The 20,250-nt window shown below is 40.3% G+C and carries 19 protein-coding genes, 1 other RNA gene and 1 riboswitch; of the genes, 17 read left to right on the top strand and 3 right to left on the bottom strand.

Annotated features, from left to right (window positions below):
* Nucleotides 1–189: 189 nt before the first annotated feature.
* Entirely contained in the window at nucleotides 190–609 is a 420-nt protein-coding gene (locus ES896_RS17730; RefSeq protein WP_072368255.1) for an Hsp20/alpha crystallin family protein, read from the bottom strand.
* Between the two features lie 168 nt (nucleotides 610–777).
* Here ES896_RS17730 and ES896_RS17725 point away from each other — a divergent pair, with 168 nt between their 5' ends.
* Entirely contained in the window at nucleotides 778–1,284 is a 507-nt protein-coding gene (locus ES896_RS17725; RefSeq protein ID WP_008344623.1) for a PTS sugar transporter subunit IIA, read from the top strand.
* A 49-nt stretch (nucleotides 1,285–1,333) separates the two neighbouring features.
* Here ES896_RS17725 and ES896_RS17720 read toward each other — a convergent pair whose 3' ends face one another.
* The gene (locus tag ES896_RS17720; RefSeq protein WP_024718533.1) at nucleotides 1,334–2,452 is read right to left on the bottom strand and encodes an NADH-dependent flavin oxidoreductase; all 1,119 of its coding nucleotides are present in this window, start codon (nucleotides 2,450–2,452) and stop codon (nucleotides 1,334–1,336) included.
* Nucleotides 2,453–2,612: 160 nt separating this feature from the next.
* Between ES896_RS17720 and ES896_RS17715 the strand changes: the two genes are divergently transcribed.
* The 12 genes from ES896_RS17715 to pbuX all read left to right on the top strand — a co-directional run bounded on the left by ES896_RS17715 (nucleotide 2,613) and on the right by pbuX (nucleotide 15,768).
* A complete protein-coding gene (locus ES896_RS17715) occupies nucleotides 2,613–4,859 on the top strand; it encodes a DEAD/DEAH box helicase (RefSeq protein WP_135227116.1) in 2,247 nt (748 codons plus the stop codon).
* Nucleotides 4,860–4,882: 23 nt separating this feature from the next.
* Nucleotides 4,883–6,130, top strand: a complete 1,248-nt coding sequence (locus ES896_RS17710) for a ribonuclease H-like domain-containing protein (protein ID WP_135227115.1) — start codon at nucleotides 4,883–4,885, stop codon at nucleotides 6,128–6,130.
* Nucleotides 6,131–6,444: 314 nt separating this feature from the next.
* Nucleotides 6,445–6,681 (top strand): spore coat protein CotD, encoded by a 237-nt coding sequence (gene cotD, locus ES896_RS17705; RefSeq protein ID WP_072368252.1) that lies wholly within the window; start codon nucleotides 6,445–6,447, stop codon nucleotides 6,679–6,681.
* Nucleotides 6,682–6,730: 49 nt separating this feature from the next.
* The gene (locus ES896_RS17700; RefSeq protein ID WP_285850555.1) at nucleotides 6,731–7,273 is read left to right on the top strand and encodes an SLOG family protein; all 543 of its coding nucleotides are present in this window, start codon (nucleotides 6,731–6,733) and stop codon (nucleotides 7,271–7,273) included.
* A gap of 75 nt (nucleotides 7,274–7,348) precedes the next feature.
* Nucleotides 7,349–7,654, top strand: a complete 306-nt coding sequence (gene gpsB, locus ES896_RS17695) for a cell division regulator GpsB (protein ID WP_008344631.1) — start codon at nucleotides 7,349–7,351, stop codon at nucleotides 7,652–7,654.
* 60 nt (nucleotides 7,655–7,714) lie between these two features.
* An RNA gene (rnpB, locus tag ES896_RS17690) (RNase P RNA component class B) lies at nucleotides 7,715–8,096 on the top strand.
* A 109-nt stretch (nucleotides 8,097–8,205) separates the two neighbouring features.
* Entirely contained in the window at nucleotides 8,206–9,360 is a 1,155-nt protein-coding gene (locus ES896_RS17685; protein WP_017359722.1) for a THUMP domain-containing class I SAM-dependent RNA methyltransferase, read from the top strand.
* Between the two features lie 105 nt (nucleotides 9,361–9,465).
* Nucleotides 9,466–9,663 carry a hypothetical protein gene (locus ES896_RS17680; RefSeq protein ID WP_017359721.1) on the top strand — a complete coding sequence of 66 codons (198 nt, stop codon included), beginning with the start codon at nucleotides 9,466–9,468 and terminating at the stop codon, nucleotides 9,661–9,663.
* A gap of 75 nt (nucleotides 9,664–9,738) precedes the next feature.
* Entirely contained in the window at nucleotides 9,739–11,676 is a 1,938-nt protein-coding gene (locus tag ES896_RS17675; protein ID WP_048001897.1) for an ATP-dependent DNA helicase, read from the top strand.
* Between the two features lie 127 nt (nucleotides 11,677–11,803).
* A complete protein-coding gene (locus ES896_RS17670; protein ID WP_048001898.1) occupies nucleotides 11,804–13,309 on the top strand; it encodes a carboxypeptidase M32 in 1,506 nt (501 codons plus the stop codon).
* Between the two features lie 340 nt (nucleotides 13,310–13,649).
* Nucleotides 13,650–13,749: riboswitch (purine riboswitch) on the top strand.
* 118 nt (nucleotides 13,750–13,867) lie between these two features.
* A complete protein-coding gene (gene xpt, locus ES896_RS17665) occupies nucleotides 13,868–14,452 on the top strand; it encodes a xanthine phosphoribosyltransferase (RefSeq protein WP_008346333.1) in 585 nt (194 codons plus the stop codon).
* Complete coding sequence (gene pbuX, locus ES896_RS17660) at nucleotides 14,449–15,768, top strand: xanthine permease PbuX (RefSeq protein ID WP_007500846.1); 1,320 nt, start codon at nucleotides 14,449–14,451, stop codon at nucleotides 15,766–15,768. Before xpt ends, pbuX begins: the two co-directional genes overlap by 4 nt.
* A gap of 183 nt (nucleotides 15,769–15,951) precedes the next feature.
* Here pbuX and ES896_RS17650 read toward each other — a convergent pair whose 3' ends face one another.
* Nucleotides 15,952–16,806, bottom strand: a complete 855-nt coding sequence (locus ES896_RS17650; protein ID WP_135227113.1) for a polysaccharide deacetylase family protein — start codon at nucleotides 16,804–16,806, stop codon at nucleotides 15,952–15,954.
* Nucleotides 16,807–17,615: 809 nt separating this feature from the next.
* On the opposite strand from ES896_RS17650, the gene ES896_RS17645 reads away from it, so the two are divergent.
* The 4 genes from ES896_RS17645 (at nucleotide 17,616) to fbpC (ending at nucleotide 20,219) form a co-directional block, all read left to right on the top strand.
* The gene (locus tag ES896_RS17645) at nucleotides 17,616–18,122 is read left to right on the top strand and encodes a GrpB family protein (protein ID WP_135227112.1); all 507 of its coding nucleotides are present in this window, start codon (nucleotides 17,616–17,618) and stop codon (nucleotides 18,120–18,122) included.
* Between the two features lie 318 nt (nucleotides 18,123–18,440).
* Nucleotides 18,441–19,538 carry a type III polyketide synthase gene (locus ES896_RS17640; protein WP_135227111.1) on the top strand — a complete coding sequence of 366 codons (1,098 nt, stop codon included), beginning with the start codon at nucleotides 18,441–18,443 and terminating at the stop codon, nucleotides 19,536–19,538.
* Complete coding sequence (locus tag ES896_RS17635) at nucleotides 19,538–20,047, top strand: isoprenylcysteine carboxyl methyltransferase family protein (RefSeq protein ID WP_017367476.1); 510 nt, start codon at nucleotides 19,538–19,540, stop codon at nucleotides 20,045–20,047. Before ES896_RS17640 ends, ES896_RS17635 begins: the two co-directional genes overlap by 1 nt.
* Before the next feature lie 64 nt (nucleotides 20,048–20,111).
* The gene (gene fbpC, locus ES896_RS20455; protein ID WP_306172627.1) at nucleotides 20,112–20,219 is read left to right on the top strand and encodes a Fur-regulated basic protein FbpC; all 108 of its coding nucleotides are present in this window, start codon (nucleotides 20,112–20,114) and stop codon (nucleotides 20,217–20,219) included.
* The last annotated feature ends 31 nt before the right edge of the window (nucleotides 20,220–20,250 follow it).

Here is a 20,250-nt window from a genome sequence, read left to right as displayed (position 1 = left end):
CAAAAAAGTTTCAATGCAGGCGATGCTTACTTTCGCTGCCATGAATCTTAAAAAGCTAGCAAACTGGACATGGAAAGGACCATGTCCAGTGTAAAACACATGATGTTTTTATCAAAAAATGTGAAAATCCCACTTTTACTTGAAGTAAAGGTGGGGTTTGTCTACGGTCTGAACCCAATAGATATACATCTATTGGGTTGTTTGTTTTGGCGCAGTCACACGAAGTGATTGATCTTTCCAAACGCTCTTCATATTGGTTTCATCTATTTTTGCAGGCATTAAAATGGTTTTGGTAAAGCTCGAATAGGAGGAAGTCGTGTCTGTTTTGATTTTTTCCTGTACCGATAAGTGTAAATATTGCGCTTTCACTTCTAGTGCGATATCACCTTCGACAAAATGGTCTGGAAATCGAATCTCAATATATACATATTGATCATCTTCTGCCACATCGGTTGTAATGGACGCAAGTGAATGGCTTGTGGTCATCAGCGCCTCCGCACTATTTAAAATGTCGTGAAACGGCGATGATGCAAAAAATTGTTCAATCGCTTCATATAGAATGTCTTCATTTGCTAACAACTCGTGTTTCTTTTCACTTTCATGTTTCATTTGAATCACCTCTCATCTATAGCCTATGCAAAAGGGGCTCAGGCGGTTATCAATTGATGAGAGGAAAAAATTATGATTAAATAGTGTTGAATGAAGCAAGGTGTATGAGCGAGAAGGTTTATACACTGAATAGATCTAGAAGCAAAGCTTGAAGGGAGCAAATGAACATTGCTGAAAAAATTATTCGGTTTCGGAAAAAACCAAGATGATGTAAAGGAAGAAGTCATTTATTCTCCAGTTGATGGAGAGTTAATGGATATGACCGATGTACCAGATCCCGTTTTTTCTCAAAAGATGATGGGAGACGGCGTAGCTGTAAAACCAAAAAACGGCACCATTGTGTCACCAGTAGATGGTGAAATTATTCAACTCTTCCATACAAAACATGCAATTGGGATTCGAACACTCTCGGGGCTTGAGCTTCTGATTCATATCGGACTTGAAACGGTTGGATTAAATGGTGAAGGCTTTGAAGCACACATAAAAGAAGGGGATAAAGTGAAAGCAGGTGATCCTCTCATTACGTGTGATTTAGCGCTGATTGAAGAAAAAGCGGCAAGCACAGTGACACCAATTGTCATCATGAATGGTGATTTAGTAGAACATCTTGACAAAGAACCTAAGGGCTCTGTAGAAAAGCAGACGTCCAAGCTTTTTACAGTGAAAATGAAATAATCCAAAAAAACTACCCTGAGTTGATAGGGTAGTTTTTTGATTGAGTACATTAATCCTCCATTGGAACCCAGCCTTTACTTGCTTCCATGACAGTCCATAAACCCTCTGGAATCATGTACTTGTCTTTTTGACTGCGTTTAATAACGGTTTCAATCTCGTTTTCTCTGCCTTCTTTAATCTTTACTGCCCAATCGGGATCAACAATGACTTCTCTTGCAACAGCGATGAGTGGAATCCCTTGATTGTATGCATTCAGTGCATCCTCAGCTGTAATGACGCTACCGACGCCGATGAGTGGAAGCGTGTCACCACAGCGCTCTTTTAATAACTCCATCCGCGTCTTACTTGTATCAGCACCACGTCTTGCCTTAGCGTCAATCTCCATTAAAGAAATATGCAAGTAATCAAGGTTTTTCGTCTTAAGTACGTCCACTAAAGTAAATGTTTCTGTCATGGTTAAACCAGGTGTTTCTGGTTCTTCAGGTGATAATCGATACCCAAAGATAAATGGTTTTGTTACATGCTCTTTGATTGCTTCTTTCACCGCATCTACAACTGCAATTGGAAATGCGAGACGTTTTTCTTCGCTTCCGCCCCATTGATCTGTACGCTGATTACTATGCGGGGAGTAGAATTGCTGTAATAAATATCCGTTCGCTCCATGGATTTCGATCCCATCAAATCCTGCTTGGATTGCGCGCCTTGCTGCTTCTTTAAATGAGTCGATGATGTGAGGTATTTCTTCTTCTGTCAAAGCTCTCGCAATTTGTTTTCCATCTTTAAATACATCACTTGGCGCAACGACATCACCGTTTGGGACTAAATGAGGGAGAGCCTGAGAGCCGCCATGATGAATTTGCATAATGGCTTTTGTTCCTTTCGCTTGAATCGCAGAAGCAAGCTTTTGAAGGCCAGGTATATCTTCATCCCTTGCAATAGAAGGCTGCCCTTCAAACGCCTTACCATCTGGCGTTACGTTTGCACATGCGGTGATGACCATGCCCATTTCGCTTGATCTAGCGGTAATAAAATCAATTTCTTCCTTTGAGATCGTGCCATCCTCATGAGAACCGAAGTGTGTCATTGGTGCAACGACTAAACGGCCATCAATGGAGGCACCCCCTGGGAATGTAAAAGGTTCAAATAAAGGCTTAAATTCGTTTTTCAATCTGATCATCTTCTTCCTTGATAAAATCATTTCACTATAGAAGTGTAATAGATATTGTTACAACACATCAAAATATTTGCTCACAAGCGGTGCATCAAAAAATTGCCGCCTAGTCATGCAAACAAATATTCGGTACACTAGAATGAGAGGTGGATACCAGATGAAGAAGAAAACAATGAACGAACTCATAGAAGATTTAAAAAAAGATGAACAGATTGAGCATTGGCATGAAATTGAAGCGAAGCCTGCACTGACTTCTTCAATTCCTGAAAGAGTAAATGACAGGCTCAAAGTGGCGCTTGAAAAAAGAGGTGTGAGCGAACTGTACATTCATCAAAAGGAAGCCTTTGAACGTGTGATGGATGGTGAGAATGTGGTGACTGTGACACCTACAGCTTCAGGTAAAACGCTTTGCTACAATCTGCCAGTTCTTCAGTCGATCGCAGAAGATCAGACAAGCCGCTCCCTCTATTTATTTCCAACAAAAGCACTTGCGCAAGATCAAAAAAGTGAATTAAACGAAATCATTCATGAGATGGATGTTCCAATTCACAGTGAAACCTATGACGGGGACACCTCCCCAGCGATTCGCCAGCGCGTCAGACAGGCAGGACATATTGTCATCACAAATCCAGATATGCTGCACTCAGCGATTTTGCCTCATCATACGAAATGGGTCAGTTTATTTGAGAACTTAAAGTATATTGTCATTGATGAACTTCATACATACCGAGGCGTGTTTGGCAGTCATGTCGCCAATGTCATTCGTAGACTAAAGCGAATTTGTGCATTTTACGGAAGTGACCCGACCTTTATTTGTACATCAGCGACCATAGCGAATCCGAAAGAGCTTGCAGAGCAGCTGACCGGAAGCAAGGTGCATCTCATTGAACGCAACGGAGCACCTAGCGGTAAAAAGAATTTTGTCTTTTACAACCCGCCAGTCGTCAATAAGCCATTAAACATTAGACAAAGTGCGGCCACTGTTGTGAATCAGCTCGCTAAAACATTTTTAAAAGAAAAAATTCAAACGATTGTTTTTGCTAGAAGTAGGGTAAGAGTTGAAGTCATCCTAAGCCATATTCAAGAACTAGTGAAAAAAGAAATTGGTCCTAAATCGATCCGTGGTTATCGCGGGGGCTATTTGCCGAAAGAGCGGCGTATGATTGAAAAAGGCTTAAGGGAAGGAGACATTCTCGGTGTTGTCAGCACAAACGCACTAGAATTAGGAGTAGATATTGGACAGCTAAAAGTCTGTATCATGACCGGATATCCTGGCAGTGTAGCGAGTACATGGCAGCAGGCTGGACGAGCTGGAAGGCGTCATGAGGAAGCACTCATTATCATGGTCGCAAGCTCATCGCCACTTGACCAATATATTGTCAGACACCCTGAATACTTCTTTAACAGACCACCTGAATCGGCAAGAATCAATCCTGAGAACCTTATCATCTTAGTCGATCATCTAAAATGTGCGTCCTACGAGCTACCGTTTCGAGAAGATGAACAGTTTGGCAGTATGGAAGTAGAAGAAATCTTGCAATACTTACATGAAGAAGGGGTTCTTCATTTCAGCGGGAACCGTTATTATTGGTCAGATCAATCGTTCCCGGCTCATGGCATCAGTCTGAGATCTGCAAGTCAGGAAAATGTCGTCATTGTCGATCAATCCGATGTAGCGAACGTTCGAATTATTGGGGAGATGGATCGATTCAGTGCGATGACCTTACTTCATGATGAAGCGATTTATTTACATGAAGGGGTTCAGTATCAAGTGGAAAAGCTAGATTATGAGCATCTTAAGGCTTATGTGAAACAAGTCGATGTAGAATACTATACAGATGCGAATTTAGCAGTTCAGCTCAAGGTGCTTGAAATTGATCAGACAACAGAGAAGGAAGCGGTATCTGTTCACTACGGTGATGTGACCGTCAATGCAATGCCGACCATTTTCAAAAAAATTCGATTATCAACTGGGGAAAATATCGGTTCCGGCCCGATTCACTTACCTGAAGAAGAGATTCATACGAGTGCTGCTTGGTTTGAATTACATGAAGCAGAGCGGACATTTGAAGAAAAAACACTTGAACAGCTCTTGCTCGGTATTGCCAATGTTCTTCAGCATATTGTTCCGGCGTTTGTCATGTGTGACCGTTCAGACATTCATGTCATTTCTCAAATAAAGGCAGCCCATACGGGGAAACCGACCGTATTTTTATATGATCATTACCCAGGTGGAATCGGTTTAAGTAAAGAGGTCCAGGCTCGCTTTGATGAAATTGCCCGTGCAGCCACTCAGCTGATTGAGCGATGCAGCTGCGAGAACGGCTGTCCATCTTGTATTGGCATGGAAATGAAAGAGATCGATGGAAAAATCAGGATCATTCAATTGATGGCAGGATTTTAAGGGAAGGGGGAATAGATGTACTCATGTCATTAAAAGGAAAATTAAACAGAATGAAAAAACACCTGTCGCACAATCAGTCAGATGAAAAGCGTGTGGCAGTAAAAGAGGGACAAACGCACACTGTGACGGCTGAAACCATTCCATTTCTAAAAGAGTGGGGGGAATTAGGTGCAGCTCCTTACTACTTTGAAGACTCTTTCTGCCTCATTCGGGAAGTGACCTATCCACTTGACCATCAGCATGGGCGATATTCATTTGCAGAACTGCCGGAGATGGTGAGTGCATGGAACAAAAGTGAGATTCAGCATTCTCTTTCTGCAAAAGGCTTCAAGCCTCACGAGCTATTTTTCTTCGATACAGAAACAACAGGACTGTCTGGCGGAACGGGAAATATGATTTTTCTGCTTGGGCATGCGAGAGTTTATTCAGATAAAGTAGTGGTAAAACAACATCTGCTCACGAATCCAGGAAATGAAGCGGCACTTTACAATAGCTTTCTTAGTGAGGTGGATGTCGAATCACTTGTGACATATAATGGAAAATCATTTGACTGGCCTCAAGTCAAAACGAGGCATACATTATTACGCGATCAAATACCTGCTCTACCTGAATTTGGTCATTTTGACCTTCTGCATGGGTCAAGGAGATTGTGGAAACATAAATATGAGCGTATGGCTCTTTCGGTTGTAGAAAAAGAGGAACTGCACGTCAATCGGGAGGGAGATACACCGGGGTTCCTCGCACCAATGATCTATTTTCACTTTTTAAAGGAACAAAACCCGAAACTGATTGAAGGAATTTTGACTCACAATGAACTTGATGTCTTATCGTTAATCAGTCTCTACATTCATTTGTCTAAAAAAATCTTATCTAAAGATGCGGTGAAGGAAGACGATGAGAAATATGCATTAGCTAAGTGGCATCTTGCTCACCGTGATGTGCAGGAAGCAACAAAGCACCTGCAAGAATTAACGGGAGCAGCGTTTGAGCATGCGGATCAAGCAGCTTATGATCTATCATTACAGTACAAGCGATTAAAACAGTGGGATGAAGCGGCATGTATATGGAGGCGTCTATTTGAATCAAGTGATGTTCATGTAAGATTAAAAGCGGGTGTAGAGCTTGCAAAGTATGAAGAACACCTTCAAAAAGATCCAAAAGCAGCCCTTTCCATTACCCAAACATTGTTATCACAATCGTCTTTAAGTGAACGAGACATTGTGGAACTTGACAAGCGAGAAAAGCGGCTCTTAAGAAAAGCTGGGCAATGAAATTATTGCCTGGGAAAGCGCAAAAAATGACAACGTTCGGCTCTCGGTCGAAAATAAAAATTGTTTAGCACTTTTATTGTAGAAAAGTCACGAATCCTGTAAAATAACGTTAGATATTGAATGAGGAGCGTAGAGCATGTATAAGGGTCTTTTCTACTTGTTTTTTCTTGTTGTCATATTGGTCGCTTTTGTTTTTTCAAACTATAAAGATGTTTTTCTTGCAAACTTTTAAAATAGGTTAATGCATTAGTACATGTACACCTCTTGATTCATACATTGTTAATGTAAGAAAATCAAGGAGAGGGGAATGCTACATGTACCATCATCATCATTGCAATCCAAATGTTACACAGCCAATTGTACATCCAACGAATCACTGCTGTACGCACAGTGAGTCAACTACAATTGTGCCACACATCCACCCGCAGCATGTAACAAATGTTCATCACCAAAATTTCCAACATGTTCACTACTTCCCGCATACGTTTTCTCAGGTGGACCCGGCAACACATCAACACTTTAACTGCGGTGGACCTTGCTGTAACAGATAAAGTGAAATGGGACTTTTATAAGTCCCTTTTTTTAAAAGCAGGTGAAAAAATGAAAATTATTGCTGTCACAGGGTACAAGCCATTTGAGCTTGGGATCTTCAAACAAGACGAGCCTGCACTTCAATACATAAAAGCGGAACTTCGGAAAAGGCTGGCGGCACTCATTGAAGACGGGCTGGAATGGGTGCTCATTTCAGGTCAGCTAGGTGCAGAAATATGGACAGCTGAAGTGGTCTTTGAGCTTCAAGAGGAGTACCCAGATTTAAAACTTGCTGTCATTACACCATTTTATGAACAGGAAGAGCGCTGGAATGAACAAAATAAAGAGCTGTATGAAGGCGTTCTTGCACAAGCTGATTTTGTAGAAAGTGTCACGCATAGACCGTATGAAAGTCCGGCACAATTTAAACAAAAGAACCGCTTTTTTATTGAAAAAACGGACGGCCTTCTCGTCTTATATGATCCCGAGCATGAAGGCTCGCCAAAATATATGATCAAAGAAGCTGAAACCTATACCGACTACCCAATTATGTATATCACTATGGATGATTTAAGAGCACAGGTTGAGGCGGAAGATCCGTTTTTTGACTAAAAGCAAGAGAAAATTTGACAACGTCACGTATTTCTGAAAAAATATACTATGAATTCACGATATGAGGTGAAAAAGATGCTTGCTGATAAAGTAAAGCTTTCTGCGAAAGAAATTTTAGAAAAAGAATTTAAAACAGGTGTCCGAGGGTATAAACAAGAAGAAGTCGATAAATTTCTAGATATGGTTATTAAAGACTATGAGACATTCCATCAAGAAATTGAAAAACTCCAACAAGAAAACCTTCACTTGTCAAAACAGCTTGAAGAAGCGGTTGAGCAAGGGAAAAGACAGCCTGCACAGTCCAATACAACAAACTTCGATATTTTAAAAAGACTATCTAATCTTGAGAAACACGTTTTCGGTAGCAAACTTTATGATTGAGTAATACCAAAAAAGCTTGTGTCAGATGACATTGTCGTTTATAATAACGCATGTTGATTAACGTTCGGGTAATCGCTGTAATGCTTTGACATTGCAGAGGAAAGTCCATGCTCGCACGGTGCTGAGATGCCCGTAGTGTTCGTGCCTGGCGAAAAAATAAGCCAGGGCAGCCTGGGAAAGGCTGACGGCAGGAAAAATGCCTACGTCCTTTTAGGATAGGGCAAAGTATCCTTGAAAGTGCCACAGTGACGAAGTCTCACTAGAAATGGTGAGAGTGGAACGCGGTAAACCCCTCGAGCGAGAAACCCAAACTTGGTAGGGGAACTTTCTCAAAGGAACCAAACGGAGAGAAGGACAGAGAATTCTGTAGATAGATGATTACCACCTGAGTACGAGGCTTTTGCCGTTTGCAGTACGATGGAACAAAACATGGCTTACAGAACGTTATATCCGTTATCATAAACATGATGAAATCAAAGCTCTCCTATTTCTACATATGGAGAGCTTTTATCTTGATTACAGAATAGAACGAGAAAACAGGTGATAAACAAATGAAAACCTATACACTCATCGCAACAGCTCCAATGGGAATTGAAGCGATTGTTGCAAAAGAAGTAAGAGACCTCGGGTATGAGTGCACTGTAGATAATGGAAAAGTCATTTTTCAAGGAGATGCACTTGCCATCTGCCGTGCGAATCTATGGCTGCGTACAGCAGATCGGATCAAGGTCCAAGTTGCTGAATTTTCGGCCAGGACATTTGACGAGCTTTTTGAGCAGACAAAAGCCATTGACTGGGCCGCTTTTTTACCGAAAAATAGTACATTCCCTGTCATTGGTAAATCTGTTAAATCTCAGCTTGCCAGTGTGCCGGATTGTCAGCGCATCGTCAAAAAGGCTATCGCGCAAAAACTTAGATCATCTTACAACATACAGTCTGAATGGCTAGAAGAGACAGGCCCTGAATACAAAATCGAGGTAGCGCTTTTAAAAGATAAAGTATTGCTGACGCTTGATACGTCTGGTGTGGGTCTTCATAAACGTGGATACCGTGCAGATCAAGGAGGCGCGCCGATTAAAGAAACCCTTGCAGCGGCGCTTGTCTTATTAACGAACTGGACACCTGACCGTCCGTTTGTCGATCCTTTTTGCGGATCAGGAACAATTGCTATTGAAGCAGCGATGATTGGACAAAACATTGCCCCTGGATTTAATCGTGAGTTCGCATCTGAATCATGGGAATGGATCGGTGAGGACGTTTGGAACAAAGCACGCCTTGAAGTAGAAGAAAAGGCGAACTATGATCAGCCGCTTCACATTATCGCGAGCGATATCGATCATCGTATGGTAGAGATTGCGAAACTGAACGCAGAAGAAGCTGGACTTAGTGAACTGATTCAATTTAAGCAAATGCAAGTGAAGGACTTTCAAACAAAAGAAGAGTATGGTGTAATTGTCGGAAATCCGCCTTACGGTGAACGTCTCAGCGATAAGCCAGCTGTGGAAAAAATGTATCAAGGCATGGGCGAAGCATTGAAAAACCTAGATACGTGGTCCATTTACATTTTAACGTCACATGAAAAATTCGAAGAGTGTTTCGGAAGAAAAGCGACGAAAAAGAGAAAACTGTTTAATGGATTTATTAAAACAGATTATTATCAATACTGGGGAAAACGCCGACCTAGAAGAGAAACAACTGAATCATAACAAATGTCCACACCACGAGACGGTGTGGATTTTTTATGCTAAAAAGGTATAAGTCTTCTCGGGACGGAATAAACTGAACTTGATTTTAAAAAAAGAGGTGTCTTCATGATTCATTATGATCAATTTCAGTTAATTCAAAAAGCACTCGCTTCAACAGCCCGAGAAATAGAGGGGATTGAAACAGGACAATCTGCTAAACTTACGGCAGCCATCGAGAACTTAGCAATGGCTCAAAACTACATAGACCATTCAGAGCACGCATTTTTAATGAAGGAAAGCTACCAGCATCGCCTGCGCTCTTAAAAAAAGATTGTCATACCCCAGCATAAATGTTACTATTGAATGTCTGAATGATTCAAAAGTTGGGGGTTGGAGCAGGTGACAGCATCTCGTTTGCCTTTTTCATTAACAAAAGAACATAATTTTTACGAAGAACTGGGCAACTGGATTGGTGATGTGTTTTATGACATCTTGCCAGAAAAGGGCTTTGATCTTCGAGATGAACAAATATTCATGGCTTTTCAGTTAGAAAGAGCCTTTAAAGAAAAAAGTGTGATGTTTGCCGAAGCTGGGGTAGGCACAGGCAAAACAATCGTTTACCTTTTATTTGCGGTCACATATGCAAGATATACAGGGAAACCTGCGATCATTGCATGTGCAGACGAAACGTTAATTGAACAGCTGGTCAAACAAGAAGGTGATATCTATAAAATTGCCAATCACCTTGATATTCAAATAGATGCGAGATTAAGTAAATCGCATGATCAATATTTGTGCTTAAAGAAACTAGAGAAAACGATGCAACGTGAAGATGATGAGAAGTGGCTCGACATTTATGAATCGCTTCCTTCATTTGTTCATGAATCTCATGGGATGCAGACATTTTATCCGTATGGTGATCGAAAAGAGTATCCAGAATTAACAAATGATGAGTGGTCAAGAATTGGTTATGACTCTTTTCAGGACTGCTTAACGTGCGACATGCGGCACCGCTGTGGCTTGAATTTATCAAGAGACCATTACCGAAAAGCCACAGACCTCATCATTTGTTCTCATGACTTTTACATGGAGCATGTATGGACAAAGGAGTCACGTAAACGTGAAGGACAGCTGCCGCTCCTTCCTGAGCATAGCTCTGTTGTATTTGATGAAGGACATCTTCTTGAGTTTGCAGCACAAAAAGCGCTAACATACCGAGTGAAGCAATCAACACTTGAGACGTTTTTGGAGCGTCTTTTGCAAAATGATATTCGTGAAGAGTTTGCAGAACTTGTTGAAGATGCACTTGCAACAAACGATCAGTTCTTTTACCTCTTAAAAACGAATGCCAAAGAAATCAAAGGATCACACCGTCTTGAAATTGGTCGTGTAGATGAGGTGAAGCGTTCAGCAAGTGAATTATGTGATTTGCTTGAGAAGATTGGAGAAGCGCTCGTATTTGAATCAGAGATGTACACAATTGATCAATATGAATTGTCTGTTGTGGAAGAGTACATTGAACAGATGGCGTATTCTCTGTCGCTTTATCAGAAAAATGCCATTAGCTGGCTGGAGAAGCAGGAATTAGATACAACCTTTGTCGTCATGCCAAAAACGGTAGCAGAGGTGCTTGGTGAAAAGGTATTTTCACAAAAAATCCCTTATATTTTCTCATCTGCTACGTTGTCTGAAAATCAATCATTTGATTATTTAGCTGAAAGCCTTGGGATCAAAGATTATTTATCCATGAGTGTGGCTTCGCCGTATGATTATGAGGAGCAAATGCAAATGTATTTCCACGGAATTCAGCAGCCAATGACAGAGTCAGATGTAAAAGGTCAGCACGTGCTGGCTCAGGTAAAAGAAAATGGCGGTCGATCTCTTATTTTATTCCCTTCATTTGATGAACTGCATGTATTTAGAAAGCAGCTCGATGCATCAAATGAACCACTGCCTTTCCATGTGTATTTTGAAGGAGACGAGGAGATCAGTACCATTGTTCAAAAGTTCCAAGCAGATGAAACATCTGTGTTATGTTCCGTTCACCTGTGGGAAGGGCTGGATATTCCAGGACAGTCTCTAACAAATGTGGTCATTTGGGGACTTCCATATCCACCGCATGACCCAGTATTTGAAGCAAAACGGAATGAAGCGAAAGATGCATTTACTGAAGTGGACCTTCCGTACATGCTGCTTCGTCTAAGGCAGGGCATTGGGAGACTGATTCGGACAAGCCAAGATGCTGGCAGCATTCATATTTACTTTGGCAGTCAGAAAGATATTGAGCTACAAAGTAAAATTGAATCCGTTCTTCCAGTGAGGCCAGTGATCTCTTAATAATAGAAAATGATTCAACAAAAGGAGGATACGAGCAGCGTATCCTCCTTTTTCATTGACAAAAGAACATTTATTGAAGTAGCCTTGAAACGTACATACATATTTTATTGATTGGGGGAACGAACGCATGAGTCTTGAATCAAAAGAGAAAGCGTTTTATCAATTACTAGGAAAAATCGCCCATTATACAGAGGCGCTTCATTTACTTTATTGGGACTCTCGAACACAAGCGCCTAAAAAAAGCGCTGATTTCAGAGCAGAAACCATCGGTCAATTATCCAGCGATATCTTTAATATGAAGACTTCTGATGAAATGAAAGATCTTCTTGTTGCTTTAAATAAAGAAAAAAAAGAGCTGTCAAAAGACACACAGAAGGCACTCGAATTATCGCAAAAAGAATATGATGAAAACAGTAAAATTCCAAAAGAAGAATTTAAAGAATACTCCATTCTACAATCAAAAGCAGAACATGTTTGGGTAGAAGCAAGGGAGAAATCAGATTTTTCACTCTTTGCGCCCTATTTAAAACAGCTGATTGATTTTAACAAGCGTTTCATTCAATACTGGGGCGTGAAAAAAACGCCATATGATGTGCTGCTCAATAATTATGAGCCGGATATGACGGTTGAACAACTCGATCAAAAATTTGGCGCACTTCGAGACGCCATCGTTCCTCTCGTGAAAAAAATTGAAGCTTCGCCAAATAAACCAGATACATCATTTTTATCGAAAAGCTTCCCGATCGACAAACAAAAAGAGCTGAGTCTCTTTTTCTTAAAAGAGTTAGGGTATGACTTTGACGCAGGACGACTTGATACAACGGTTCATCCATTTGCTGTGACATTAAGCAGAGGGGATGTACGTGTGACAACGCGTTATGATGAGCACGATTTTCGCATGGCGATCTTTGGCACCATTCATGAATGCGGCCATGCCATTTATGAACAAAATATTGATGAGGCACTGAGCGGAACGCTCTTATGTGACGGCACATCAATGGGTATTCATGAATCACAGTCTCTTTTCTTTGAGAACTTTATCGGCAGACATGAAGATTTCTGGAAAACGTATTATCAAAAGCTACAAGAGGCATCTCCTGAACAATTTAAAGATGTCACTTTAGAAGAATTTGTGCATGCGGTGAACGAATCGAAGCCGACTTACATTCGAATTGAAGCAGATGAACTCACGTATCCACTTCACATTATTATTCGCTATGAAATTGAAAAAGCCATTTTCAATGAAGAAGTAGCCGTTGAAGATCTGCCAGCGTTATGGAATGAAAAATATAAAGCATATCTTGGCATTACGCCGCCTAACGATGCGCTTGGTATTTTGCAGGATGTTCACTGGTCTGATGGTAGTTTTGGTTATTTCCCTTCATATGCACTTGGTTATATGTATGCGGCGCAATTAAAGCAGCAAATGATCAAAGATTTACCGAATTTTGATGAACTGATTCAAAATGGGTCTTTTGCACCGATAAAAGAATGGCTAACTGAACATGTCCATCAGCATGGAAAACGGAAAAAGCCATCTGAAATCATTCAAGACGCAACTGGTGAAGAATTAAATGTTCAATACTTAATTGATTATTTAACAGATAAGTACACGAAACTATATTTATCATAAATGAAAGGCACCCTTTGATCAGAAGGGTGCTTCAGCGTGTAGACAAACCCTCGCATTCGTTGTCAGTCCTGCGTGCTGGTGCTCACGAATGTTAAATTCGCTCTGCTCCGGTGCTCGCCCTTCCTAGACTGCAAAGGTTTTCTATCACGCTGAAAAGAAGACAAAGGGCTAAAATAAAGTTCATTTTAGCCCTTTGTCAACAATCTGAGGCACCCTTTAATCAGAAGGGTGCTTTTTTGCTGGTTGAATATTCTAAAAACGAACGTTTAAAGCTTAATGATTATTTAAGTTCGGTATTTTTCTAGAAAAGTGCTTTCCAAGCGTCTGAAATCTTGTTATAATTTGAACACTATGAAACACTCATATAATCGCGTGATGAAGGCACGCAAGTTTCTACCGGACACCGATACCGTCCGACTATGAGTGAGCAAAATGAAACAGCTTTTGTATGAGCTGAAGATCCTGTGGATCGTTTTCGCATTGCTTGCTCCTTAATGGACAGCAATGCTTTTTTTATGCAAAAAAATGAAAGTTGCTAATATGCTGGGAGGAAGAATGATGGAATTGTTACGTCAAAAGATCGAGAACGAAGGAATCGTTCTGTCAAATCAAGTGCTAAAGGTAGATGCTTTTTTAAATCATCAAATTGATCCTGTGTTGATGCATGAGATCGGTCAAGAGTTTGCTAGATTATTTAAGCATGATGGGATTACTAAAATTATCACGATCGAATCTTCTGGTATTGCACCTGCTGTCATGGCTGGACTTGCCCTTCATGTGCCAGTTGTTTTTGCCCGAAAGCGGCAATCACTGACTTTAACGGATAACCTTTTGACAGCAAGTGTGTATTCTTTTACCAAAAAAGTAGAAAGTACGATCGCTGTCTCTAACACTCACCTTAGTGAGGATGATTGTGTGTTAATTATCGATGACTTTTTAGCAAATGGAGAAGCCGCTAAGGGACTAGCTGCAATCGCAAAGCAAGCGAAAGCAAAAGTAGCTGGTTTTGGAATTGTTATCGAGAAATCATTCCAGCCTGGAAGAAAAGAACTTGTGCAAATGGGCTATAGAGTCGAGTCACTCGCACGTATCGAATCGCTCGAGGAAGGAAAAGTCACGTTTGTACGCGAGGTACAATCATGAGTGCCGCTAAAAAAGCCAAAACCCTTTCGCTAGGGATACAGCATGTACTGGCGATGTATGCAGGTGCGGTTCTTGTCCCGCTCATTGTTGGAGATGCGCTTGGGCTCACGCCAGCCCAGCTGACGTACTTAATTTCGGCGGATATTTTCATGTGCGGTGCCGCCACACTGCTTCAAGTATGGAAAAACCGCTTTTTTGGCATCGGTTTGCCTGTTGTACTAGGCTGTACATTTACTGCGGTATCTCCTATGATTGCGATTGGCTCTAAATATGGAATTTCGTCTATATATGGAAGTATTATCGCCGCAGGGTGTATTGTCATTGCTCTTTCATTTTTCTTTGGGAAGCTTGTGAAATTCTTCCCGCCCGTTGTCACAGGTTCCGTCGTCACGATCATTGGAATTACCTTAATTCCGGTCGCCATGAACAATATGGCAGGTGGTGAAGGAAGTGCAGACTATGGTTCTTTTGAGAATCTTGGACTTGCTTTTCTTGTATTGTTTATCATTGTCCTTCTCTATCGATTTACAAAGGGATTCATGAAAGCCATTGCCATCTTAATCGGCATTCTACTCGGAACAGCAGTTGCTGCTTTCTTAGGGAAGGTGGAGACAGCAGAAGTGGCGAATGCACAAGTTTTCCGCATCATTGAGCCTTTTTACTTTGGGTTGCCTACTTTTGAATTTGCACCAATCATGACAATGACATTAGTTGCCATTGTGTCATTAGTCGAATCAACGGGTGTATACTTTGCGCTCGGAGATTTAACGAATCGTTCATTAAAAGAGAAGGATTTAGCAAAGGGATATCGTGCAGAGGGAATTGCCGTCTTATTAGGCGGTATCTTCAACGCTTTTCCATACACAGCCTACTCCCAAAACGTTGGATTGATCCAGTTAACAGGTGTGAAGAAAAATCAGGTCATTGTGGTGACAGGGGTATTATTAATGGTATTTGGCCTTTTTCCTAAAATCGCTGCATTTACAACGATTATTCCAAAGTCCGTTCTAGGCGGTGCAATGGTCGCCATGTTTGGGATGGTCATTGCGTACGGGATTAAAATGCTCTCACGCGTCGATTTTGCAAAACAAGAAAACTTGCTCATTGTCGCATGCTCAGTTGGCATCGGGCTAGGAGTAACGGTTGTACCGCAAATGTTTGAGCATTTGCCAGAATCGATTAAATTGTTAACAAGTAACGGAATTGTCGCCGGAAGCTTTACCGCTATTTTGCTTCATATTATTTATCACATGATTCCTTTTAAAAAAGAAACAGAGCAGGAGCTAATGGAAGAACCTAAGCAATCTGTTATGTAATCACTTCTCTTGGAGAGGTGTTCAGATTGTTGACAAAGGGCTAAAATGATCTTTATTTTAGCCCTTTGTCTTCTTTTCAGCTTGATAAAAAACATTTGAAGCTCTAGGAAGGGGCGTGTAAGGGTTTGTCTACACGCTGAAAGCCCGCATCTTTTGGATACGGGTTTATTGTGATTAGCGCTATTAATGTTGTACCGGCGGCATTGTTTCGTTAATGACTGCAAATGTATAGCCACTTGCTTTTAGTTGTGTAATCAGGCTATCTAAATAGTTCGTGGTAGAGGGTTGATCATGCATTAAAATAACTTTTGGTTCCCATGGTTTATTTTTCTCAAACATTTGCAGTTGATTCAATACCTCTTGAACATATTGTGAGTTTTTATATCTCCAGTCAAGGCTATCAATCGTCCAATCCCAGTAAATAAAGCCATATTGGTTTAAGCGTACTTTTTGATCATATGTTAAATTTGGAACACTGCCATAAGGTGTTCTCACAAGACGGGTGTAAACGCCTGTAACAGAAGCAAGAATGTGCTGAGCTTCTCTCATTTCATTTGCGGGAGACTCACTGTTTTGATAAAAGCGGTTTATATCATGCGTCATGCCATGAAGCCCTAATTGATGTCCTTCTTGATAAAGTCTTTTCACAGCTGCTTGGTGAGCTTGGATTTGCGGTCCAAGCATGAAGAATGTCGCCTTCACTTGATGTGCTTTTAAGACATTTAACAGCTGATTTGATGTAGCAGAAGGGCCATCATCAAATGTTAAAAAGACCGTTTTATTCGTTGTCTGTTGGTTTGGATTGGTCTTAAATTGTTGATCCAATGTTCTTGTAGAATGATCTTTTGCTTTCAGACTGATACTTGTGTCTCGGAAGTCACTGCTAGTAACAATTGTTGCTTGCCCATTTGTCGCCTGCAAATGGGGTTTAGACATATCCCAGATAAAAAAGAGAAACAGTGTAAGAAGCACTAAACCAATTATCTTCGAGAGAAATATCGTGTTGTAGGGTGTTTGTTTTTTGGACACCTTTTTCATGACAATCACTCCAGTCAATTAAATTTTGTGCCGAATCATGTAGTAGATTCTGTCTTTTTTCACTGTTTTTCATGGTGTTCATATTGATTAAGTATACAGGAAAAAAAACCTTTTCATATATAATCATCAAATAAATTTGCATTTTATGGTTATTTATTTGTGTTGATCAGAAAAAAAGGTGATCCATTCATGTTTAAATGAAATAATTCTGAATAATGATCGAAACGTTGATATTTATACGCTAAGATAGCAACAGATTTAACCATTAATGCGAAGTGAAAGGAGATTCCGTATGAAAGTGTTGTAAAATGACGATTTCATTGAAAAAAGGATGCTCATGTGGATATTGGAGATAGAGGCTATCAATCGCTAATCGCGAAATACATAGAGAAAAACTCTTACCCTACAAAATAAAGAAGAAACAAAAGAAAGCAAAGTCAGTACAACTGAATCAGTGATTGACTACTATGTAAAAGGTGAACGTGAAAAGTCATTTGCTTATTCCTTTCATACAGCACTTTTACTTGAAGTAAAGGTGGGGTTTGTCTACGGTCTGCACTTTTCATTTGAGAGGTGTTTTTTTGCATAAAGCTATGTTAACTAACTCTATTAATAATCATTTTTGTTCTTTAGATATAAAATAAGATGAGAGTGAATTGTTAAGAATCGTATTGAATGACATCAACCAAGAAATAGATCTAAACGAATAGGATGATTGTTGAAATCTGTCTGCTCTCTCCATATGGGACCTATGATAAAGTTGGTTTATTAAGATTCTCCAAATGGGTGTTAAAAGGTGGGATAAGTAAATGTTAGGATTACCAAGAGGGGAAGTTTTTTTAGTGCCTTGGTCTATGGAGTGGAAAAACGAATATGAAAAAGAAAAGCGCCAGATAATAGCTGATATTGGTCCATACACAATCAATGTACATCAGATTGGAAGTACGGCAGTAAAAGGTTTAAGCGCTAAGCCAATTATTGATATTGCAATTGAAATAGAACATTTTTTTGATGGAGAAAAATGTGTAATAGCGTTGGAAGGACTCGGTTACTCATATAAAGGAACAAACGTATTACCTGAAAGACACTACTTTAATAAAGGAGAACCACGAACACATCAAATCCATATGTACCAAAGACATAATAAGTATTTACTTGAACAGTTAAATTTCAGAGATTACTTGAGAAATAATGAGCAAGCTAGAAGTGAGTACCAACAGCTTAAACTTAAATTATCAAGATTACATGGAAATGACAAACACAAATACGCACATGAAAAAACTGATTTTATTAAGTCAATCCTTGAAAAGATTTAGGTGAGGGTTTGCTCTATAGATGTTCATAAGAGAGGTCATTCACAGAGGAACTCCCAATTAACGGAGTTCTTTTTTTTCATTAAATCACCATTATTTTTGAACATAAATTGCATAAAAAAAAGCAGGTTCGCTTGGCTTGGAACGAACCTGTGAAGGAGGAAAACTACATCATGTTTTCACCTATATTATCCAATATTTATCAATTGTCGTCAAGACAAAAAGTTAGACGGAGGAAAATATTTTGACTGAATTGTGTCGTTTTGGCATGTATATCCTTTTTTTGATTGGGGATATTAACCGAAAAAAGAGGTGAAGCCGATGGCATACATTCTTTCAGTTGGAACAAGTCTGCCAAAACATCATGTGGATCAGCAAGCAGCTGCTCAATTTGCAAGGTCTCAATTTAAACGATCGTTTAAAGATATTGATCGGCTATTAAAAGCTTTTAATAATGGCGAAATAGAGAGCAGGCAGTTTGTCCAGCCTATTGATTGGTATCAAGAACATCACTCTTTTGAAGAGAAAAATAATCTCTATGTCGAAAAAGCATTGGCTCATGCGAAAGAAGCCGTTTTTCACTGTCTGCATGAAACAGCATTTCTTACAAAGCCAGTTCCTTTTGATGAGATTGATGCTTTGTTTTTCATCTCCAGTACAGGGTTATCAACGCCAAGTCTTGATGCAAAGCTGATGAATGTTCTTCCATTTTCTCCTTATACGAAACGAGTGCCAATTTGGGGGTTAGGCTGCGGGGGCGGGGCGGCAGGCTTATCCCGAGCTTATGAATACATCAGGGCGTATCCAGAAGCGAAAGTGCTAGTTGTTGCCTGCGAGCTTTGCAGCCTCACTTTTCAGCCGCAAGATCAATCAAAAAGCAATTTAATTGGAACCTCACTGTTCGGTGACGGGACTGCGGCCGTTCTTTTAACTGGAAAAAAGGCTGCCTCTAAGTATACGCGGTTAAAAACAGTACCTAAAGTGCTTGGTACGCAGTCAGTGACCATGAAAGATTCTGAGGATGTGATGGGATGGGATTTTACCGCCGACGGATTTCGGGTCATCTTCTCACGTGATATTCCGTCCATCATTTCTGGGTGGTTAAAAGAGCAAGTGGATCAATTTTTACATCAGCTAGGGTTTTCAACAGAGGATGTATCCGTTTTTCTTGCTCACCCTGGAGGAAAAAAAGTGATTGATGCCTATCTTGAAAGCCTATCTTTACAAGATCATCAGCTATTTTCTTCAAAAGAGGTTCTGAAACAGCATGGAAACATGTCCTCTGCCACCGTTTTATATGTGATAAAGCATTTTCTTGAACATCAGTCACTAGATGCAGGACAGGTGGGGCTTTGCGGAGCACTTGGTCCAGGCTTTTCGTCAGAATTATTGCTCATGAAATGGGAGGGGCTCTCGTGATGATTTTCTGGATAGTGATTGGCATTTTCATTTGTCAGCGCCTCATTGAAATGCTTGTGGCGAAAAGAAATGAAAAGAAGGTGAAGGCGATCGGAGCGATCGAATTTGGTGCAAGCCATTATCCTTATATGGTCGCTATGCATGCAGCATTTTTCCTCTCGCTTATTGGAGAGACATGGCTGCTGCATCGTCAACCGTCTCGTTTTTTCCTATTGCTGCTTGTGTTCCTGCTTGCTACCCAGGTGATTCGGTACTGGGCACTATGTTCACTTGGGACGTATTGGAATACAAAAATCTTAGTTGTTCCCAATGCGATGATTGTGAAAAAAGGGCCGTATCGCTGGTTAAAGCATCCTAACTATGTGGTGGTGGCGATTGAACTGATGTTCATTCCGCTGCTATTTAACGCATTTATTACTGCCATTTTGTTTACTTGTTTAAATGGATGGATGATGATGGTCAGAATACAAACAGAAGAAAAAGCGCTGAATCAATATTTACTAAATTAATATTGAAAATCATTATCAATTGTGCTACACTTTCATTAATGATAAACATTCTCAATCATGAAGGATGGACGGTGATCACATGACAATGATTTTCTTACTCGGTACGGTCTGTGTATACAGCTTATTGATTGGCTTCGTATTAAAAGGTGTTTCAAAAAAATCTGCTTCCTGATTGCAGTCCATTGTGACTGATCGGGCAGCAG

It is taken from the genome of Bacillus sp. 005/A4HT-01/001 (genome assembly GCF_004634445.1).
Classification (GTDB): Bacteria; Bacillota; Bacilli; order Bacillales; family Bacillaceae; genus Bacillus; species Bacillus altitudinis.
The sequence above is the reverse complement of the archived record's forward strand: the minus strand, read 5'-3'. Positions and strand labels throughout refer to the sequence as shown.

Bases quoted from the DNA above. Each gene is read 5' to 3' on its own strand.
- ES896_RS17730 (WP_072368255.1), bottom strand. From the start codon at position 609: ATGAAACATGAAAGTGAAAAGAAACACGAGTTGTTAGCAAATGAAGAC.
- ES896_RS17715 (WP_135227116.1), top strand. From the start codon at position 2,613: ATGAAGAAGAAAACAATGAACGAACTCATAGAAGATTTAAAAAAAGAT.
- ES896_RS17710 (WP_135227115.1), top strand. From the start codon at position 4,883: ATGTCATTAAAAGGAAAATTAAACAGAATGAAAAAACACCTGTCGCAC.
- cotD (WP_072368252.1), top strand. From the start codon at position 6,445: ATGTACCATCATCATCATTGCAATCCAAATGTTACACAGCCAATTGTA.
- ES896_RS17700 (WP_285850555.1), top strand. From the start codon at position 6,731: ATGAAAATTATTGCTGTCACAGGGTACAAGCCATTTGAGCTTGGGATC.
- gpsB (WP_008344631.1), top strand. From the start codon at position 7,349: ATGCTTGCTGATAAAGTAAAGCTTTCTGCGAAAGAAATTTTAGAAAAA.
- ES896_RS17685 (WP_017359722.1), top strand. From the start codon at position 8,206: ATGAAAACCTATACACTCATCGCAACAGCTCCAATGGGAATTGAAGCG.
- ES896_RS17680 (WP_017359721.1), top strand. From the start codon at position 9,466: ATGATTCATTATGATCAATTTCAGTTAATTCAAAAAGCACTCGCTTCA.
- ES896_RS17670 (WP_048001898.1), top strand. From the start codon at position 11,804: ATGAGTCTTGAATCAAAAGAGAAAGCGTTTTATCAATTACTAGGAAAA.
- xpt (WP_008346333.1), top strand. From the start codon at position 13,868: ATGGAATTGTTACGTCAAAAGATCGAGAACGAAGGAATCGTTCTGTCA.
- pbuX (WP_007500846.1), top strand. From the start codon at position 14,449: ATGAGTGCCGCTAAAAAAGCCAAAACCCTTTCGCTAGGGATACAGCAT.
- ES896_RS17650 (WP_135227113.1), bottom strand. From the start codon at position 16,806: ATGAAAAAGGTGTCCAAAAAACAAACACCCTACAACACGATATTTCTC.
- ES896_RS17645 (WP_135227112.1), top strand. From the start codon at position 17,616: ATGTTAGGATTACCAAGAGGGGAAGTTTTTTTAGTGCCTTGGTCTATG.
- ES896_RS17640 (WP_135227111.1), top strand. From the start codon at position 18,441: ATGGCATACATTCTTTCAGTTGGAACAAGTCTGCCAAAACATCATGTG.
- ES896_RS17635 (WP_017367476.1), top strand. From the start codon at position 19,538: ATGATTTTCTGGATAGTGATTGGCATTTTCATTTGTCAGCGCCTCATT.
- fbpC (WP_306172627.1), top strand. From the start codon at position 20,112: ATGGACGGTGATCACATGACAATGATTTTCTTACTCGGTACGGTCTGT.